This window comes from Flavobacterium sp. (genome assembly GCF_013822155.1).
Lineage (GTDB): Bacteria > Bacteroidota > Bacteroidia > Flavobacteriales > Flavobacteriaceae > Flavobacterium.
The window spans coordinates 1-18,822 of record NZ_PNJW01000058.1 but is presented as its reverse complement, the minus strand read 5'-3'; the positions used below and the strand labels follow the sequence as shown (position 1 = coordinate 18,822).

Sequence of the window (18,822 nt, the reverse complement as noted above, 5' to 3'; positions counted from 1 at the left end):
GGAGCAGTAGGAGCATGCTTTGAAAGCATTGCTCGCTCACTCTTACTAAACACATAAGTAAACGTAGTAAAGTCAAAAACCAAATAACCTGCCTCTAACAACACATGTGTTGCTCCCTTCGGAAATCGAACAGCTGCCATATCAAATGCCGCAATCCTAAAACCGTTCAATTGCCAGTCCGCCTCAAATCCCTGCCGTAAAACCGAATCCAAGCCGTCCCCCGAAGTCAATACATAACGATGCAACAACTTCTTCCCCGCAGCACTCTGCAAACCAATCCCCACCGTTCGTTGTCCACGCTCAGAAACCGAATCAAAAACCTTGATGCGGGTAAACAACTGCACTAACCGTTGATGCAACAACGTATCCTTAAACTGATAACTAATAGGTTGCAAACCAAGCTTAAAATACTTCACTGAAGTCATGCAAGTCTTAAACTCACTCCCATTCTCCCGCACCCGAGACATGCTCGGCTTAGTCTTTATCGCCACCGAATTAAAACCACCGCCCGCAATCCGCGACAACGGCTCACCCAATCGATTATAAAAATTCAATCCATCCAATGTACCCTCAAGCTTAATAATACCTTTTTGTCTTGCCATAATGTATCTTTTTTTAAAAGTTGATAACCTAATGAAAACCAAAGATATACAAATTATTTAAAATAACAATAAAATAATATTAAAAGTAAAATATAGTAACTTTATAGTAAGTATATAGTAACATTATAGTAACTATATAGTAACTTTAATTAAATTATGATAGATAATCCAAAACCATTCCATCCACATACCATCCATCACAAATAAAACAGCCCCCGCTAAAATAAATACCCCCTAAATGCAAAAAATCCCGATTACTCGGGATTCTCTGTTATCGAACGTCTTCGTTCTGTATTAAATCTAAATACAAGTTAACCTTGTCTTTCAGCTCTTTTCGGTGCGTAATAAAGTCTAAAAACCCATGTTCTAACACAAATTCAGCCGTTTGAAATCCTTCCGGCAAATCTTTTCCTGTCGTATCTTTAACAACACGTGGCCCTGCAAAACCAATCAATGCTCCCGGCTCGGCTATATTTACATCACCTAACATAGCATACGAAGCAGTAGTTCCTCCCGTAGTCGGATCAGTACACAATGATATATAAGGAATCTTTGCTTCAGCTAACTGGGCTAACTTAGCCGAAGTTTTAGCTAATTGCATCAACGAATAAGCCGCTTCCATCATTCTGGCTCCCCCTGATTTCGATATCATCATAAAAGGAACTTTGTTCTTTATCGAATAGTCAATCCCTCGGGCAATCTTCTCTCCAACCACAGCTCCCATAGAACCACCTATAAAAGCAAAGTCCATACAACAAACCACTAAATCCTTTCCTTTCGATTTTCCAACGGCTGTTCTAACGGCATCTTTCAACCCCGTTTTCTCATAAGCATCTTTCAATCGGTCAGAATACTTCTTAGTGTCCACAAAATGAAGCGGGTCTTTTGAGGTCATCTTGGCTTCTAATTCCTTAAACTGATTATCGTCAAACAAGATTTCAAAGTATTCCTTACTGCCAATTCGCACATGAAAATCATCATCAGGACTCACCCATAGGTTTTTTGCCAGTTCATCCTGGTCAATAATCTTACCCGTTGGCGATTTGTACCAAAGTCCTTTCGGCACATCTTTTTTGTCTTCCGTTGCGGTTTGAATTCCTTTTTCTGTTCTTTTAAACCAAGCCATATCGTATTTTTTAATGGATAATTGATTAATCAAAAAGCGGTATAATCAACTGTAAATGATAGTTCGTCTGTTATAAAGTATTCACATTATTTAAATCAGCAAAGGCTTGTTCTAATCGCTTGTTAAACGTTAGTTCACCTTCACGAACCCATTTTCTTGGGTCATAATGTTTTTTATTAGGTGAATCAGCACCATCAGGGCTACCGATTTGCGTACGTAAATAATCTATTTTGTTCACCATATAATCACGAATTCCTTCCGTAAAAGCGAATTGTAAATCAGTATCGATATTCATTTTAATCACACCATACGAAATAGCCTCTCTGATTTCTTCTAACGTTGACCCTGAACCTCCGTGAAACACAAAATCAATCGGATTAGATCCGGTATTAAATTTATGTTGAACATAGTCTTGTGAGTTTTTAAGAATAACCGGAGTTAACTTTACATTACCCGGTTTATAAACACCGTGAACGTTACCAAAAGCAGCTGCAATTGTAAATCGAGGACTGATTTTCATCAACTCTTCATAAGCATAGCTCACTTCTGCCGGTTGTGTATATAATTTTGAACTGTCAACATCTGAGTTGTCTACACCATCTTCTTCACCACCGGTAACACCCAATTCAATCTCTAAAGTCATGCCCATTTTGCTCATTCGCTCTAAATAGCCTTTACAAATATGGATATTTTCTTCTAATGACTCTTCAGATAAATCAATCATGTGCGAAGAGAACAATGGTTTTCCCGTTTCAGCAAAATGCTTTTCAGAAGCATCTAACAAACCGTCAATCCAAGGAAGTAACTTCTTGGCACAATGATCCGTATGTAAAATAACAGTAGCTCCATAAGCTTCTGCCAGCGTATGAATGTGTTTTGCTCCGGCAATAGCACCTAAAATAGCAGCACGTTCTCCTTCATTGGTAAGTCCTTTTCCGGCATTGTAAGCTGCTCCACCATTGGAAAACTGAATAATAACCGGGGCATTTAATTTTGCGGCTGTTTCAAGAACACCATTAATGGTGCTTGATCCGATTACATTAACCGCCGGTAAGGCAAATCCTTTTTCTTTAGCATAGCTAAATATTTCCTGTACTTGGTCTCCGGTAGCAACGCCCGGCTTTATGTTGTGTGCCATGTTGAATTTGTATTAGTTAAGACAACAAAAATAATAATTAAAAAAGGTTTAGTGAAATTATTAACTACAAAATCGTTTCCTTTCCGTCGTGTTTTTTAAGTATTTATAAACGATATCGTTTTAGAAAGGATAATTGATCCCAATATTGAATACGGAATTACTGAAATTATATTCCCGAAACCATCTGTTTCCAATTTCATTCGCCGGATTGTAGGTTTTAAATCCAATATCAAAACGGGCCACCACAAACCCAAAATCATACCGAATTCCAAAACCCGAACCAACAGCAATATCTTCTAATGAACTCAATCCCGTGAACTTTGCTGCTTCAATATCAATATTGTCTAAAAAGTTCCAAATGTTCCCAACGTCAACAAATAGAGCCCCTCTAACTTGACCAAAAATTTTAAATCGGTATTCGGTATTAAAGGCAATTTTTAAGTTGGCATCATTAAAGTCATTTTGTGCATTACTGCTACCCGGACCTAAGCTATAAGGTTGCCAAGCCCGATTGTCATTAGAACCTCCGGCAAAATAACTTCGTGAAAACGGAATGTTATCGGAATTACCATAAGGAATCGCCACACCAATAAAAGCTCTGGTGGCAATTACACTGTTTTTTCTAAACTCAAAATGTTTAATATATTCAAATTCTGTTTTGATGTATTGTGAATATTCAACATCAAATATTGTTTTATTTCCATTTGGTCCCGTCGGTTGATTGGAAGCCCCTGAAAACAAAGACAGAAAGTTACCGGCACTTTCTATTTTGGTTCGAAATACCGAAAAATTATTGTCTAATATCCCTTTTTTTGTTGAGGTTGAATAACTGAAACTACTCGATAGAATAAAATTGTTTTCCGTTAAACGGCTTTTACGGTCTTCAATATTTTTAATATCATTATAATCTTCTTCCGTAGGGAATATAGTTGGGGTGTCTCCTAAAACATCATTTAAGAAACCATCCGTACCTGATTCTATAATTAAATCACCTGTCCCGTTTTCATCATAATAATCAGGATTAACATCATAATTTTTTGATATTGAATTCAAGGCATCATAAGACGATTGATAAACATTAAAATAATTACTTACATTAATATTTTTCACATACTGAATGGAAAATAAATCAACATTAATGGAGTTATTTCTTTTTGGAGTCCATTTATAAGTAAAAGAGCCGGTTAAGTTTTCTTTGTCTAATCCAATGTTTTTTTGTTTAGCATAACCACCCGAGATTTGCGTCGAAGGAAGCATGTTTTTCGGAATAATATTGTCTGTTTTAAAAGGAAATAATATTCTTGGGAAACTAAGTTTTGCATCTAATCCGATTTCAGAAATATTGAAGAATTGATCATTTGGATTTGCGTTGTCTCGGGAAGAACCAATGTTTCCCCTTAACGAAACATCAAAAGTCTCCGCACCATTAAAAACATTCCTGATTCCTGCAGAGAGATTTGCTGTAATCCCAAAGTCCTGAATGTCAGAGTGGGTTAAATCAACTGAGGGTGCCATAGAATATTTCTTCCTCGGACTTAGGTAGATATTGGCGATTAACGTGTTTGAAAGACTGTCTTTTTCATTGACTTGATAAAGAATCGAAGGATAATTGAATATCTTAAAATTCGCTAAGGAACGGGATGTTAAATTGTTTCTGAAATCACTGTACGTGGAACCTTTCGTAATAAAAATAGCATCTGTTATCGCTTTAGGTTTGTATTTAAATTTATCAGAACTGTAAATATTAAAATTGTTATAGGTAATTGTATCTGTTATTTTTGAACTGCTTTTTAAGTTTGGATTATCCGTATAAATATTTACTTCACTGATTTTGAATATTTCAAAAGGTTTTGAAACCAATGTATCCCCTGAACGATAAGAATAATTGCCAATCAGTAAATTGATATTGGCTTTATCTCCGGTTGAAATGGTATCCACTTCATAACTGATATAATTCTGTTGAAAATTATACACTCCATTGTTTCTGAAATAAGCCGTCAATCGGTTACGCTCGTCTTCAAACTTACCGGAATTGTAAATTTCACCTTTTTTAACGGAAGATCTGTTTTCAGTTAATAAATAGAGTGAATCGAGTACCGGTGAATCTATTTTTCTGGTAATACTATCAATAACATAGGGATTTCCTAAAGTAACAGTATAAGTAGACTTCACTTTTTTTAACCCAACAGAATCTGTTTTTTCCGTTGCCGTTACCTTAAAATAGCCTTCATTAAAATAATATGATTTTAATTTATACAGCGATTTTTTAGTTCTGAGTTCATCAATTAAAACAGGGGCTTCACCATTACTTTTTAAAAATTTATGTACACCACTATACCAAAATGATTCTCCTAAACGATACACTTGTTTTTCAGACAATAGCCTTGAAGTTCTTTGAAATCGAAGGGTATCCTTTATGAATTTTTCAGCAAAAAGAGAATCCGGATTCGGACTTGCCCAATTATAAACATATAGACTAAAAGGCAATTTTAAAAACTGTGTGTTTGGCTTTTGACCGATTAAATTGATAACCTCTTCCTTTTTAACGGTTTTACCATCTACAATAAGTTCAGTGTGTACCAATAGATTTTCACCGTTTGGGACTCTTTTTGTAGAATCACAAGCGTATAATAATACTATAATTAAAATTATAAATGATATTTTTGCAGAAATCCTTTTCAATGGGGAAATAATTTTAATCCAAAAGTACATTTTTTTATGCTTAGTAAAAATCAAATTAAACGAATTACTAGTTTACAGCAAAAAAAGTATAGAAATGAGTACCAACTTTTTATTGCAGAGGGTATAAAAGTTATTCAAGAATTATTCCAATCGCAATATATTGCCGAGCATTTTTACACAACAAATCCTGATTTGTCTATTTCAGCGGCTCCTATTCCTGAAATTATAGCTGAATCTGATTTGAAAAAAATCAGTTGTTTAAAAACGCCTAATGATTGCTTAGCGGTTTTTAGAATGCCAAAACCAAAACCAATTAATCTAAATGGATTAGTTGTTTGTTTGGATGATGTTCGCGACCCCGGTAATTTAGGGACTATTATTCGTTTGTGTGATTGGTTTGGTGTGGAACAACTTGTTTGCTCACCGGAAACCGCGGATGTTTATAATCCGAAAGTTATTCAGGCAACCATGGGTTCGATAAGTCGAGTAAATTTGGTTTATACTGATTTAAATAAATTCCTAGAAAACAGCATTTTACCTGTTTATGGTGCCTTTATGGAAGGTGAAAACGTATATGAATCAACTCTTCCTGAAAAGGCAATTTTAGTTTTAGGAAATGAAGCAAATGGGATTAGTAAATCGGTAGAAAGTAAAATTTCTTCAAAAATAAGTATTCCACGTTTTGGTCAATTACAAAAAACGGAAAGTTTAAATGTGGCAACTGCCTCAGCCATTTTGTTAAGTGAATTCAGAAGAAATTTTAGTGAAAAGTAAAATTGATAAAAATCCCTCTTGTTTTCATGGATTCTACAGAAGATGTCCATGGGCTGTTTGGGTCGTTATCGCGGATTAGTTCATCGTTCAAACTGAAAACCCCTCTGATAGAAGGTGAGAATTTAAAATATTCCAAATAAAGGTCTATTCCCAGACCAACTTCATAAAAGTTTGTCCATTGTATCATTCTAAAACGGTTGTTTGAATTATCATCCGTAGATTTCGAATTACTGGATAAGTTCAAAGCAGTTGAAAACCCACCTACTAAATAAGGTCTGACATTACCTGTTCTGACAGAAGAAAATTTTAACAACAAAGGGAAAAAGATATAAGTTGATTTTACTTGTCGTAAATAATCCACTTTCTCTTCAAATCCGGGAAAAGTTAAGTCTCTTTGTGTATAATATAAACCGGGCTCAAAACGTAAGTTTAAGAATTCATATAACCGTAAATCGCCAACTAAACCCACATTAAATCCTACGGTACTGTTTACTAAAATTTCTTCTGATGGAGTATTTTGATCTATTTTGAAATCTAACGAGTTAAAACCCAAAAAATAACCCCAATGGACGCGTTGTTTGTCGAAATTTTCTAAATGAATAATGGGGTCTTTACCAAAAGTTCCTTTAAATTGAGCCTTTGTTTGATAACCTGCAATTATGATGATAAGAATAATAAATTTTCTCATTTTACTTTTTAGATGCTGAATAAATTGTTGCGACTCCAAATGTTTGCGGAAGTGCTACTACGTCTATAAACCCAATTTTTCTCAAAATATTGTTTAAGGCTTCACCATATGGAAAAACGGAAGCCGACTCTGATAAGTAAGCATAAGCTGAATTGTCTTTTGAAAATAATTTGCCGATAAGAGGCAAAATGTTTTTAGAATAGAATTTATAACCTTGTTTATATGGAAATTTTTCCGGCACTGAAGTTTCTAAGATTACAAATAGTCCATTTGGCTTTAATACCCTTAAGATTTCTAAAAGTCCTTTTTCTAAAGTTTCAAAATTCCGAACTCCAAATGCAACTGTAATCGCATCAAAAGTGTTGTCGTCAAAAGGCATCTTTTCAGAATCACCTAAAATCATTTCTATTTTACTTGATAAGTTTTTTTGAGCAATCTTTTTACGGCCCACATCAAGCATTCCAGCAGAAATATCTAATCCTACAATCCTAGTTGCATTTGTTTCCGACATTAACAAGGCTAAGTCACCTGTTCCAGTTGCAATGTCTAAAATTGTATCCGGATTTTTAGATTTTACCATGGCTAGAACTTTTTTACGCCATTTTATATCTGTTCCAAACGATATTACTCTGTTCAAACCATCATAATTTCCGGAAATGGCATCAAACATTTGTGCTACTTGTTCTTTTTTGCCTAAGTTGGAATTTTTGTAAGGGGTGACAGTTTTAGACATACTCAAAATTTTAGGCAAATATAAACTATTCTGTAAGTATAACAATAATGATTAAATTTAAATTGTTTTTAATTTTAGTTAGACAATATATCACTAAATTTAGTGATATGTAAAAAATCACTAAAAGTGGGTATTGTGTATGTATTTGTTATTGTGCAATTTTACAACATGAATCAAATGTTAAACATCATGTTATCAAGAGTTATGAAAGCTGAACTAAAATGGATACTACTGGCACTAGTTATCACATTTCTTCTTGTTAGCATTATCAACAATTTCGCTTTAACGAGTGGAGTTGAAGTTGGGGTGCCGCAAACGTTCTTAGGGTTAAATTTGTTTTTGGAAATTTTAGTTTTTTTCGCTTTTAGTACCTTTGTGGTATTTGGTATTAAAGGCTTCTTTGAGATGTATTCTCAAAGGTTTGCCAATGTCGTGATCTTCATTTCTGGAGTTTTCTTGGCAGTGGTAATTTTTATATTAAGTTATCAGATATTGCTACTAGAATAAGCTGATTCTAAAACATGAAAACATTGATTCTGAACATCCCGATTTATCGGGATGTTTTTTTTATTTTCGAATGTAAGTCTGATAAGTAAAATCTATGGAGTGTTTTTCATCTTTTGGATGATATTGTTCTTGAATTAATTCCCAACCGGCTAGGGAGATTTCCGGGAAATAAGTATCAGCATCAAAAGATTGATGCACACGGGTAAGTTCAATTTTATCTGTAAATTGAAGTGCTTGTTTATAAATTTCGCCTCCACCAATGATAAACGCATCCTGACTTTTCGGAATAAGTTCTAAAGCTTTTTCAATACTATTAACAACTAAAGTTCCTTCGGGATGATATTCTTTTTGCCGGGTTATTATAATATGCGTACGATTGGGTAAAGGTTTTGGAAAGCTCTCAAACGTTTTTCTACCCATAATAATATAATGTCCGGAAGTAAGTTGTTTAAAACGTTTGAAATCATCCGGAAGGTGCCACATTAAATCGTTGTCTTTGCCCAAAGCATTGTTTTCTGCTGCAGCAGCAATCATTATAATCATATAGAAGTATTATTTCTAGTGTTCAATTCGTCTTCAGCCTTTTGTTCTAATTGTTTAATTCGTTGTTCCTGTTTTGCTACCAATCGATTAATTTGTTCTCTTTCCCATTCTTTATTCATAAATCGGTCAGTAATATACACTTTAATAAAATGAAGAATAAACAAGAAAAACCAAATAGTAACTGCCCATAAATACCAGCCTTCAAAAGGTTGGATATCAAATAATTTCTCAATTATCAAGAAAAATAAACTTCCAATAAGGAATAAAACAAAATGAAAATACAATCTCTTTTTTTGTTTCAATCTTCTTCGGGCATATTCATATTTTTCGTGTAGTTCTTTATCCATTTCCATGAAATTGTTGTTTTTTGGTTTTTAAAGGTACTATTTTTTAAAAAATAAAAAAAAGATATTTACACATAATGAAATACGAAACCGTTTTCCTGTTTAGAAAATGTAAACTAAAGTGTTATAAATTAATAATATAACTTTTTTTTGCTATTGTTTTTGCTAATATGATAAAAATATACTTAACTATTTGATATTCAATATTGTCTTTGTTACTTTGTACCATAATTCTAAAAATTAGATAGTTATGGCAATTAAGAAACAATTTATAAAAACGAAACCGGTTTGTAAAGTAACTTTTTCAATCGAAGCAAAAGACGCAACTACAGCAGCTGTGGTTGGAGATTTCAATAATTGGAATCCGGCAGAAGGTGAATTAAGCAAATTAAAAAATGGTACTTTCAAAGCAACATTTGAATTACCTGCTTCAAATTCGTATGAATTCCGTTATTTAGTTGATGGTCAATTTGTAAATGATACGGAAGCAGATGCTTACAAATGGAATGATTTTGCTGCTGCAGAAAATAGTGTGGTAGCCGTTTAATTTTGTTTTATATGAAATTTGAATCCGTCCGGTTTTTAATCAGACGGATTTTTTTATTGTAAAAATTTAAACAGCAACCACTCCTTTTATATGCGGATGTGGGTCGTAGCCTTCCAATGTAAAATCATCAAATGTAAAATCGAAAATGTTTTTAATTTCAGGATTCAAAATCATTTTCGGTAATTGTTTTGGTTCACGGGAAAGTTGTAATTCTACTTGCTCAAAATGATTATTGTAGATATGTGCATCGCCAAAAGTATGTATAAATTCTCCCGGTTGTAAATTACAGACCTGAGCAATCATTAATGTAAATAGGGCATAAGATGCTATGTTGAAAGGAACGCCTAAAAAAATATCGGCACTACGTTGATATAATTGACAACTCAATTTTCCATCCGCTACATAAAACTGAAAAAACGCATGGCAAGGAGGAAGTGCGGCTTTACCATTAGCTACATTTTCTGCAAACGATTTGGATGTGTCCGGCAAAACAGAAGGATTCCAAGCCGAAACTAACATTCTGCGGCTATTTGGATTTGTTTTTAACGTTTCGATTAATTCACTGATTTGATCGATTTCTTCACTGTTCCAATTTCGCCATTGATGACCGTAAACAGGACCTAAATCACCGTTTTCATCAGCCCATTCATCCCAAATTTTTACGCCATTTTCTTTAAGATAATTGATATTAGTATCACCTTTCAAAAACCATAATAATTCATATATAATTGATTTTAAATGTAATTTTTTGGTTGTCACCATGGGGAAACCTTCATTTAAATCAAAACGCATTTGATAGCCAAAAACACTTTTGGTTCCTGTTCCTGTACGATCACCTTTTTGAGTTCCGTTTTCTAAAACGTGTTTTACTAAGTCATGATATTGTTTCATTTTGTTATTCTTTCTAATTATCCAATTATCATTCCTGCAATAGTAGCTGAAAGCAAAGAAGCAATGCTTCCTCCAATAACTGCTTTTAATCCAAATTCTGAAAGCGTTCTACGTTGTCCGGGTGCTAAAGAACCAATTCCGCCAATTTGTATTCCAATAGAAGCAAAATTTGCAAATCCGCATAACATATAAGTAGCCATAATAACCGATTTGTCATAGGTGAAGTGGATGGCATTTGCTGCATTTTTTAATTCGGCTAATTGAATATAACCTACAAATTCTGAAGCGGCTAATTTAATTCCTAGTAGTTGTCCCATTAACATGACATCTTCTTTTGCTACCCCGATTAACCACATTAATGGAGCAAAAACAATTCCTAATATTGTTTCTAATGAAAATTTAGAATAGGGTGTATTTTCTGCAATTATTTCATTTAAGCCAGTTAAACTTCCTATTTTGCCTAATCCGTAATTAATCATCGCAATAAAAGCGATGAAAACTAATAACATGGCTGCGACATTGGCAGCCAATTTTAATCCTTCAGTAGTTCCGGTAGCAATGGCATCAAGTATGTTTGAGCCAATTTTGTCTTTAGAAACTTCTACATTGGTATCGATTGATTCTGTTTGTGGGAATAACATTTTTGAAACGACAATAGCTCCCGGTGCAGCCATCACAGATGCGGCCAGTAAATGTTTGGCAAAAACTAATCGCAATTGAGGGTCGTTACCACCAAGAAAACCAATATATGCAGCTAAAACACCACCGGCAACAGTGGCCATTCCGCCGACCATGACTAAAAGAATTTCGCTTTTATTCATCTTTTCTAAATAGGCCTTAATCATTAAAGGAGCTTCCGTTTGTCCTAAAAAGATGTTTCCAGCTACTGATAAACTTTCTGCACCGGAAATGTGTAATAGTTTAGACAGTAACATTGCTAAACCTTTAACAACAATTTGAATTATTCCCAAATAAAATAATAAAGAAGTTAAAGCAGAGAAGAATATAATAGTTGGTAAAACCTGAAACAAAAAAATGAAACCGAAGTTATCTACATTCATCATTCCACCCAATAAAAACTCGCTTCCGGCTCTAGTGAAATCTAAAACTTTCACAAATAATCCGCCCACAAATTCAAATAGTGATTTTACAAAATCCACTTTTAGCACACCAATTGCCAATATTAATTGAGCAAAAATACCAATTCCAACTGTCTTCCAATTGATTGCTTTTTTGTTAGAACTAAAAACATAAGCTAAAGCTAAAAGTGAAAGCATGCCTAAAATTCCTTTCCAAATACTGGTTACGGATAACCCTTGGCTGGCAATTAATTTGGCTTCTGTTGTGGCAGTTTTGATTTTATTAGAAGCAAAAAATGAATACGCTTTGTCTTTTGATTTTAAAGTTAACAGCGAATCAGATTTTGTTTCAATTGTAAATCTTTTTGTTGGAGCATCCGAACCATTTTCAAATAAAAAAAGGTAATTATCTTGTACAAGATAGTCCCCTTTTTGTATAATGCTGTCAGAGGTGATTTTTAATTCATATCCTCCCTCTTTCAATTCTAAAAAATCTGTTTTTGAGGAACTTAGTTGCCATTTTTTTTCAAGTTCTTGTCCTGTTAAACCTAAAGTAGAAAGCAAGATTATAGAGAGAAAAATTAAATTTTTATACATTTTTATTTGATTGTTAGGATAGGATTATTTTTTGTGGGGATTTACTATGATTCTTTTTTGGAAATTTCATCTCTAATTTTTGCGGCTTTTTCATAATCTTCATTTTGAACAGCTTCATTTAAGAGTTCATATAATTCTTGTACGCTTTTACCACTATAACTATCTTTTACAGTTGATTCTTCTAATCCAAAAGTTTCCGGATTGCTTAAAATACCTTCATTTTCACCGCTAGGATTGTCTGGCTCCATGGTGTTCCCTTTTAGGTAAATACCAGCCTTGTCTAAGATGTTTTTGTAAGTGAAAATAGGGGCATTAAACCGCAAGGCTAAAGCTATGGCATCGGATGTTCTGGCATCAATGATTTCTTCTATTTTATCACGTTCGCAAATAATACTGGAATAGAAAACACCGTCAACTAATTTGTGAATGATAACTTGTTTGACTACAATATCAAACCTATCAGCAAAGTTTTTGAACAAATCATGCGTAAGTGGACGAGGAGGTTTTATTTCTTTTTCTAAAGCTATTGCAATAGATTGAGCTTCAAATGCTCCGATAACGATGGGTAATTTTCGCTCACCATCTACCTCATTTAAAATCAAGGCATAGGCACCGTTTTGGGTTTGACTATAGGAAATTCCTTTTATGGCTAGTTTAACAAGACTCATATACTATCAGTACAACGTATTAAGTACAAAGTACTTAGAATAAATTAATAATAAAAAAATGGGCTATCTAAACAAAGATACAACTATCTCGATTTAGATAGCCCAATGAGGGCACAATTTATAAAAAATTATGAATTTTGAGCTTTAAATTCTTTTAATTTTTGAGTCAATTTAGGAACAATTTCAAAGGCATCTCCAACGACACCATAATCAGCCACTTTAAAGAAGGGTGCCTCAGGATCTGAGTTGATAACTACTTTAACTTTTGATGAACTGATTCCGGCAATATGTTGAATTGCTCCGGAAATACCAATCGCAATATATAAATTAGTGGCAACGGGCTTTCCGGTTTGACCAACGTGTTCGCTATGAGGTCTCCAACCTAGATCAGAAACAGGTTTTGAACAAGCTGTTGCCGCTCCTAAAACAGTTGCTAATTCTTCTACCATTCCCCAATTTTCAGGGCCTTTTAATCCGCGACCGCCTGAAACAACTACTTCTGCATCAGCAATGGTTACTTTTCCGGTTACTTTTTCAACGCTTTCAACTTTTACATTAAAATCGGCATCGTTTAAATTTGGCAAAAAATCTTCAGTTGATAAACTTGAATCGCTTTCCACTAAACCATATGAGTTTTTAGCTAAACCTAACACTTTTATCTCAGTAGAAATTTCAGTTGTATTAAACGCTTTATTTGAAAAAGCATTTCTTTTCACTTGAAAAGGAGTGGTGCTTAATGGTAGTCCAACTACATTTGAAGTATAGCCTGCTTCTAATCCTATAGCCACTAATGGAGCAAGATAAATGCTGTCAGTTGTTGAGGAAAGTACAATCACTTTTGCACCTTCTTTTTGGGCAGCTTGTTTGATGGTATCTGCATATGCTTTTGCGTTAAAAGCCGCCAATTTGTCGTTGGTGACTTTTAATACTTTATCAACTCCGTATTTTGATAATTCTGAAACATCAGAAGCATTTATTGTTACAGCAGTTACTGTTGTTCCTAATGATTCGGCTACTTTTTTAGCATAAGAAGCTAATTCGAAAGCTACTTTCTTGAATTTTCCTTCAGTTGATTCTGCGTATATTAATAAGGACATAATTTTTTGTTTAAAAGTTTAAAATGGTTTAAAAGTTTAAGTGTTTGATTGGAATTCTGAACACTATAAGCTGATTAGTGATGACTAGATAACTTTAGCTTCGTTGTGTAACAAACTTACTAATTCATCTAAATTATCAGCACTTACTAATTTTACAGCTGATTTTGCTGCCGGTTTTTCGAATTTTACGGCTTTAGTGTTTAGTGCTGCTCCAACAGGTTCTAAAACAGTTAAAACTTTAGTTCGAGCGGTCATAATTCCTCTCATGTTCGGAATGCGTAAATCTTTTTCTTCTACCAAGCCTTTTTGACCACCGATAACCAATGGTAACGAAGCAGAAATAGTTTCTTTTCCACCATCAATTTCACGGACTGCTTTAGCATTTGATGCATCAACTTTTATGTCAATACAAGCATTTACAAAATTATATCCTAACAAACCGGCAATCATTCCAGGTACCATTCCACCATTGTAATCTAAAGATTCTTTACCGCAAATAATTAAATCATATTGACCTTGTTTAATAACTTCTGCTAACTGTTTCGCAACAAAAAAACCATCCGTAGGATTTGCATTAACACGAATTGCTTCATTGGCACCAATAGCTAAAGCTTTTCTTAATGTTGGTTCAGTATCGGGGCCGCCAACATTGACAACGGTTACGGTTGCTCCTTGTTGTTCTTGAAACCAAACAGCTCTTGTTAAACCAAATTCGTCATTTGGATTAATTACAAATTGAACACCGTTTGTGTCGAATTCTGAATCGCTGTTGACAAAATTAATTTTGGATGTAGTATCAGGCACATGACTGATGCAAACTAATATTTTCATATAAAAGGTTTAGATTATTTTTCGGGTACGAAAGTACAAATAATATTTCTAATTTTAGTATGCGTGCATAATAAAATTTCAGTATTATATCGTTTTCGTTGCTATTAATAATTCTTTTATTTATGTAATTAAATTTTTTCAATGGGAAAATTACAAATTGTTGAAAATGAAAAATTACAAAAAGCCAATTTTTTACACTAAAAATATGCTTTAAAGTGATTTAAAATAATTATTTTTGCCTTTCGAATAAAAGACTTAAAGAAAATTTCTATATGAAAACAATTCAATTCAGAGAAGCTATTTGTGAGGCGATGAGTGAAGAAATGCGTCGTGATGAAAGCATTTATTTAATGGGGGAGGAAGTAGCAGAATATAATGGTGCCTATAAAGCTTCTAAAGGAATGTTAGATGAATTTGGTCCAAAAAGAGTAATTGATACGCCTATTGCAGAACTTGGTTTTGCAGGAATCGCGGTAGGTTCAGCGATGAATGGTTGTCGTCCGATTGTGGAATTTATGACCTTTAACTTTTCATTAGTTGGGATTGACCAAATTATAAATAATGCCGCAAAAATGCGTCAAATGTCAGCCGGACAGTTTTCAATGCCAATGGTTTTTAGAGGACCAACGGCTTCTGCAGGTCAGTTAGCAGCAACTCACTCTCAGGCATTTGAAAGTTGGTTTGCCAATACACCGGGATTAAAAGTAGTTGTTCCATCAAATCCTTATGATGCAAAAGGATTGCTAAAATCAGCTATTCGAGACAACGACCCCGTTATTTTTATGGAGTCTGAACAAATGTATGGTGATAAAATGGAAGTTCCGGATGGTGAATATACTATTCCATTAGGAGTAGCTGATATTAAAAGAGAAGGTTCTGACGTTACGATTGTTTCTTTTGGTAAAATAATTAAAGAAGCTTATATCGCTGCGGATGAATTAGCTAAAGAAGGTATTTCATGTGAAATCATCGATTTAAGAACGGTTCGCCCGATGGATTATGAGGCTATATTAACGTCTGTTAAAAAAACAAATCGATTAGTAGTTTTAGAAGAAGCTTGGCCATTTGCCAGTGTAGCTTCTGAAATTACCTATATGGTTCAGGAAAAAGCATTTGATTATTTAGATGCTCCGGTTCAACGAATTACCACTGCCGACACACCGGCTCCTTTTTCACCGGCTTTACTAAAAGAATGGTTGCCTAATTCAAATGATGTGATTAAGGCAGTAAAAAAAGTTATGTATAAATAGAAATATTATCTACTATATATGAGACTTCATCAACCCAATTTTGATGAAGTTTTTTTTTAATTTGCTATGAAATTATATTCTGTTATCTTCCTTTTCATGTTGTACTCTGCTTCTTTGTTTGCTCAAACAAAAGTGAGCGGAATAGTTGTAGATGAAAAAAATGAGCCTATTCCATTTGCAAATGTTTATTTTAAAAATTCTTCAGAAGGAGTTATTACTAACGAAAATGGCCGTTTTTATCTTGAATCTGCCAAAAACCACGCTGTTTTAGTTATTTCTTTTATTGGATATACTCCTAAAGAACTTGTTTTAGAAAAACAGGTTACATACAACCTTAAAATTAAATTAGCTGAAGGGGAAACACTTCGTGAAGTTGTGTTGGTTTCCGGCAAGCAATCTAAAAAAAATAATCCGGCAATTGACATTTTACGTAAGATTTGGGCACGAAAAAGATTAAATGGTTTAAAACAATTTAATCAATATCAATTTGATAAATATGAGAAAATCGAATTCGATTTGAATACAATTGATAGTGCTACCATGAAATCAAAACTGTTTAAGGGAATGGAATTTGTTTTTGAGCAAATGGACACTTCAGCAATAACCGGAAAAACGTATTTACCTATTTTCATAAATGAATCTATTTCTGAAGTCTATGGAAATAATTTGACTAAAAAAGAAAAAGAAATTACGAAAGCCAATAAAAATTCCGGATTTAGCAATAATCAACAAGTCATTGCTTTTGTCAAAGATTTATATGCCGATTATGATATTTATGATAATTATTTGAAGTTTTTTGATAAAGATTTCGTGAGTCCTTTATCTCGCACCGGGATTGAAGTTTATAATTATGCTCTTACGGATAGTATGTTTATTGATAACAAATGGTGTTATAATATTGTTTATTATCCCCGACGAAAAGGAGAACTCACTTTCAAAGGCGATTTTTGGGTGAATGATTCTACGTATGCCATAAAGTCAATCAATATGGCGGTTACTAAAAGTGCAAACATTAACTGGATTAAAGAAATTTACATTGAACAGGAATTTGATGTGGTTAATGATTCCGTTTTTCTTTTAAAAAGAGATCATATGATGTCTGATTTTGCCTTCAATAAAAAAGAAGAATCCCAAGGGGTTTATGGAAAAAGAACTACTCTATATAAGAATCACAAATTCAATGAGGAAAAACCTAAAGAGTTTTATAAAGAGGAAATCAATTTTATAGACAATTCCGTTTATAATAAGCCGGATGAATTTTGGGCTGAAAACAGATTTGAAAGTTTAAGTAAAGATGAATTAGGGGTTTACAAAATGTTAGATACGCTGCAGACGGTCAAAAAATTCAAACAGATGTACAGATTGGTTTCCATTTTGGGAAGCGGCTATATAGAATTTAATAAATTTGATTTCGGACCAATTTTTTCCACCGTTGGTTATAGCGATGTGGAGGGATTGCGACTTCGAGTTGGTGGGCGGACATATTTTGGCAGAAATGACCCTTGGCGAATTCAAGCCTACACCGCTTATGGTTTTAAAGATGATCAGGTAAAATACGGTTTGTCGGGAAAGATATTATTGAATCCTAAAAAACGTTTGATTTTAGAAGGCGGAAATCGAAGGGATATCGAACAGCTTGGTGCAAATTTGACCACTACAAATAATGTGCTCGGAAGAAGTTTTGCTTCTACCGGACTTTTTATGAGTGGTTCAAATACGAATTTAACGAGTATCAATTTAAGTACCTTGTCAATGAATATTGAACCGGTGAAAAATTTAACGTTTGAATTTGGACTAACCTACCGAACATTGAAATCTGCCTCGGAAACATTCAGTCTGGATTATTACACCGATGCTTCGCGGACAACAGTTCAATCGGATGTAAAACAATCAGAAATGTCCTTTTCAGTTGATTATACTCCCGGTCGAAAATCTATCGGGTATGGAGTGGAACGTGCTGTTGTGGACAGTCCGTATTCCCGTTTTTTTGTCAGCTATAGCAAAGGATATGAAGGGGTGCTAGAAAGTGATTTCGCCTATGATAAACTTCAGTTTTACTTCAAAAAACCAATTTTAGTGGGCGGATTTGGTCGTTTAAATGTAATTACAGAAGCGGGTAAAACATTTGGAGCTGTTCCGTTAGGTTTGCTTAGTGTTATTCCCGGAAATCAATCTTATTTTATTATTGATAATACCTTTAATAATTTAAATTTTTATGAATTTGTATCAGATCAATATGCCACATTTCAGTTAGAACATCATTTTTTAGGAAGGTTATTTTCCAGAATCCCGGGTGTTCGTAAATTGAATTTAAGAGAAATAGTAAGTATAAAAGGAGTTGTAGGTTCTATCTCAGAAGAAAATATTTTATTAAACGCCTCAACATTAACTTATTTAGCTCCTGAAAAACCCTATTGGGAATATGGATTTGGTGTGGGTAATATTTTTAAAGTATTCCGATTGGATTGTACTTGGAGAGGAAATTACAGAAACCTTCCAGATACCAATAATTTTACTATAAAAGGTTCGTTTGGATTCTATTTTTAAGTTTTTGATTTACTCTTTTATAACTTTCATAGTAACACTTTGCCTTTCATTTGTAAATTTAACAAGGTAAATGCCTTTTTCAAAAGTTGATAAATCAAGCTTTTCATTAAAAATAGGGGCTAGTTTTTTACTCAAAATTTCTTGTCCAAGATAATTATAAACACGAACTGTGTTAAAT

General features: G+C 33.7%; 18 protein-coding genes and 1 pseudogene. 5 read left to right on the top strand and 14 right to left on the bottom strand.

All coding sequences use genetic code 11. The features are described 5' to 3' along the window. The 4 genes from C0512_RS12480 to C0512_RS12465 all read right to left on the bottom strand — a co-directional run. Window positions 1-602: hypothetical protein (locus tag C0512_RS12480; RefSeq protein WP_290862080.1), on the bottom strand; the 602-nt coding region annotated here is incomplete at its 3' end. Window positions 603-873: 271 nt separating this feature from the next. Next, window positions 874-1,728, bottom strand: a complete 855-nt coding sequence (gene accD / locus C0512_RS12475) for an acetyl-CoA carboxylase, carboxyltransferase subunit beta (RefSeq protein ID WP_290862077.1) — start codon at window positions 1,726-1,728, stop codon at window positions 874-876. Window positions 1,729-1,798: 70 nt separating this feature from the next. Then, entirely contained in the window at window positions 1,799-2,866 is a 1,068-nt protein-coding gene (fbaA, locus tag C0512_RS12470) for a class II fructose-bisphosphate aldolase (protein WP_290862076.1), read from the bottom strand. A 120-nt stretch (window positions 2,867-2,986) separates the two neighbouring features. After that, window positions 2,987-5,578, bottom strand: coding sequence for a BamA/TamA family outer membrane protein (locus C0512_RS12465; RefSeq protein ID WP_290862074.1), 2,592 nt, complete (start codon window positions 5,576-5,578; stop codon window positions 2,987-2,989). A 6-nt stretch (window positions 5,579-5,584) separates the two neighbouring features. On the opposite strand from C0512_RS12465, the gene C0512_RS12460 reads away from it, so the two are divergent. After that, window positions 5,585-6,322: an RNA methyltransferase gene (locus tag C0512_RS12460; RefSeq protein WP_290862072.1), complete on the top strand. Its 738-nt coding sequence runs from the start codon at window positions 5,585-5,587 to the stop codon at window positions 6,320-6,322. Here C0512_RS12460 and C0512_RS12455 read toward each other — a convergent pair. Further along, a complete protein-coding gene (locus C0512_RS12455; RefSeq protein WP_290862070.1) occupies window positions 6,309-7,010 on the bottom strand; it encodes a porin family protein in 702 nt (233 codons plus the stop codon). The two genes, C0512_RS12460 and C0512_RS12455, sit on opposite strands and share 14 nt — an antisense overlap. A gap of 1 nt (window position 7,011) precedes the next feature. Next, window positions 7,012-7,743: a bifunctional demethylmenaquinone methyltransferase/2-methoxy-6-polyprenyl-1,4-benzoquinol methylase UbiE gene (gene ubiE, locus C0512_RS12450; RefSeq protein ID WP_290862068.1), complete on the bottom strand. Its 732-nt coding sequence runs from the start codon at window positions 7,741-7,743 to the stop codon at window positions 7,012-7,014. Between the two features lie 177 nt (window positions 7,744-7,920). Between ubiE and C0512_RS12445 the strand changes: the two genes are divergently transcribed. After that, window positions 7,921-8,250: a hypothetical protein gene (locus tag C0512_RS12445; RefSeq protein WP_290862066.1), complete on the top strand. Its 330-nt coding sequence runs from the start codon at window positions 7,921-7,923 to the stop codon at window positions 8,248-8,250. A 60-nt stretch (window positions 8,251-8,310) separates the two neighbouring features. Here the strand turns inward: C0512_RS12445 and C0512_RS12440 are convergent, their stop codons facing one another. Together C0512_RS12440 and C0512_RS12435 are read right to left on the bottom strand one after the other, a co-directional pair. Next, window positions 8,311-8,793, bottom strand: coding sequence for a dihydrofolate reductase (locus C0512_RS12440; RefSeq protein WP_290862064.1), 483 nt, complete (start codon window positions 8,791-8,793; stop codon window positions 8,311-8,313). Next, a complete protein-coding gene (locus tag C0512_RS12435) occupies window positions 8,790-9,140 on the bottom strand; it encodes a 2TM domain-containing protein (RefSeq protein WP_290862082.1) in 351 nt (116 codons plus the stop codon). The genes C0512_RS12440 and C0512_RS12435 overlap by 4 nt, the downstream gene beginning before the upstream one ends. A 247-nt stretch (window positions 9,141-9,387) precedes the next feature. Between C0512_RS12435 and C0512_RS12430 the strand changes: the two genes are divergently transcribed. Next, window positions 9,388-9,684, top strand: coding sequence for an isoamylase early set domain-containing protein (locus C0512_RS12430; protein ID WP_290862062.1), 297 nt, complete (start codon window positions 9,388-9,390; stop codon window positions 9,682-9,684). Between the two features lie 66 nt (window positions 9,685-9,750). Here the strand turns inward: C0512_RS12430 and C0512_RS12425 are convergent, their stop codons facing one another. From C0512_RS12425 to C0512_RS12405, 5 genes are all read right to left on the bottom strand, one after another. Continuing rightward, on the bottom strand, window positions 9,751-10,575 hold the full coding sequence (locus C0512_RS12425) for a thymidylate synthase (RefSeq protein WP_290862060.1): 825 nt from the start codon (window positions 10,573-10,575) through the stop codon (window positions 9,751-9,753). Window positions 10,576-10,592: 17 nt separating this feature from the next. Then, entirely contained in the window at window positions 10,593-12,251 is a 1,659-nt protein-coding gene (locus C0512_RS12420; RefSeq protein WP_290862058.1) for a nucleoside transporter C-terminal domain-containing protein, read from the bottom strand. 44 nt (window positions 12,252-12,295) lie between these two features. Beyond that, a complete protein-coding gene (locus tag C0512_RS12415; RefSeq protein ID WP_290862056.1) occupies window positions 12,296-12,919 on the bottom strand; it encodes a bifunctional nuclease family protein in 624 nt (207 codons plus the stop codon). Window positions 12,920-13,047: 128 nt separating this feature from the next. Then, window positions 13,048-14,016, bottom strand: a complete 969-nt coding sequence (locus C0512_RS12410; RefSeq protein ID WP_290862054.1) for an electron transfer flavoprotein subunit alpha/FixB family protein — start codon at window positions 14,014-14,016, stop codon at window positions 13,048-13,050. An 84-nt stretch (window positions 14,017-14,100) separates the two neighbouring features. Continuing rightward, window positions 14,101-14,847 carry an electron transfer flavoprotein subunit beta/FixA family protein gene (locus tag C0512_RS12405; protein WP_290862053.1) on the bottom strand — a complete coding sequence of 249 codons (747 nt, stop codon included), beginning with the start codon at window positions 14,845-14,847 and terminating at the stop codon, window positions 14,101-14,103. Window positions 14,848-15,107: 260 nt separating this feature from the next. Between C0512_RS12405 and C0512_RS12400 the strand changes: the two are divergent. After that, window positions 15,108-16,097 (top strand): annotated as a pseudogene (locus C0512_RS12400) (pyruvate dehydrogenase complex E1 component subunit beta); the annotation flags it as partial. 66 nt (window positions 16,098-16,163) lie between these two features. Continuing rightward, window positions 16,164-18,644: a DUF5686 family protein gene (locus C0512_RS12395; RefSeq protein WP_290862052.1), complete on the top strand. Its 2,481-nt coding sequence runs from the start codon at window positions 16,164-16,166 to the stop codon at window positions 18,642-18,644. A gap of 9 nt (window positions 18,645-18,653) precedes the next feature. On the opposite strand, the gene C0512_RS16025 is transcribed toward C0512_RS12395, so the two are convergent. Continuing rightward, on the bottom strand, window positions 18,654-18,822 hold a 169-nt coding region (locus tag C0512_RS16025; protein ID WP_367161020.1), incomplete at its 5' end, for a T9SS type A sorting domain-containing protein.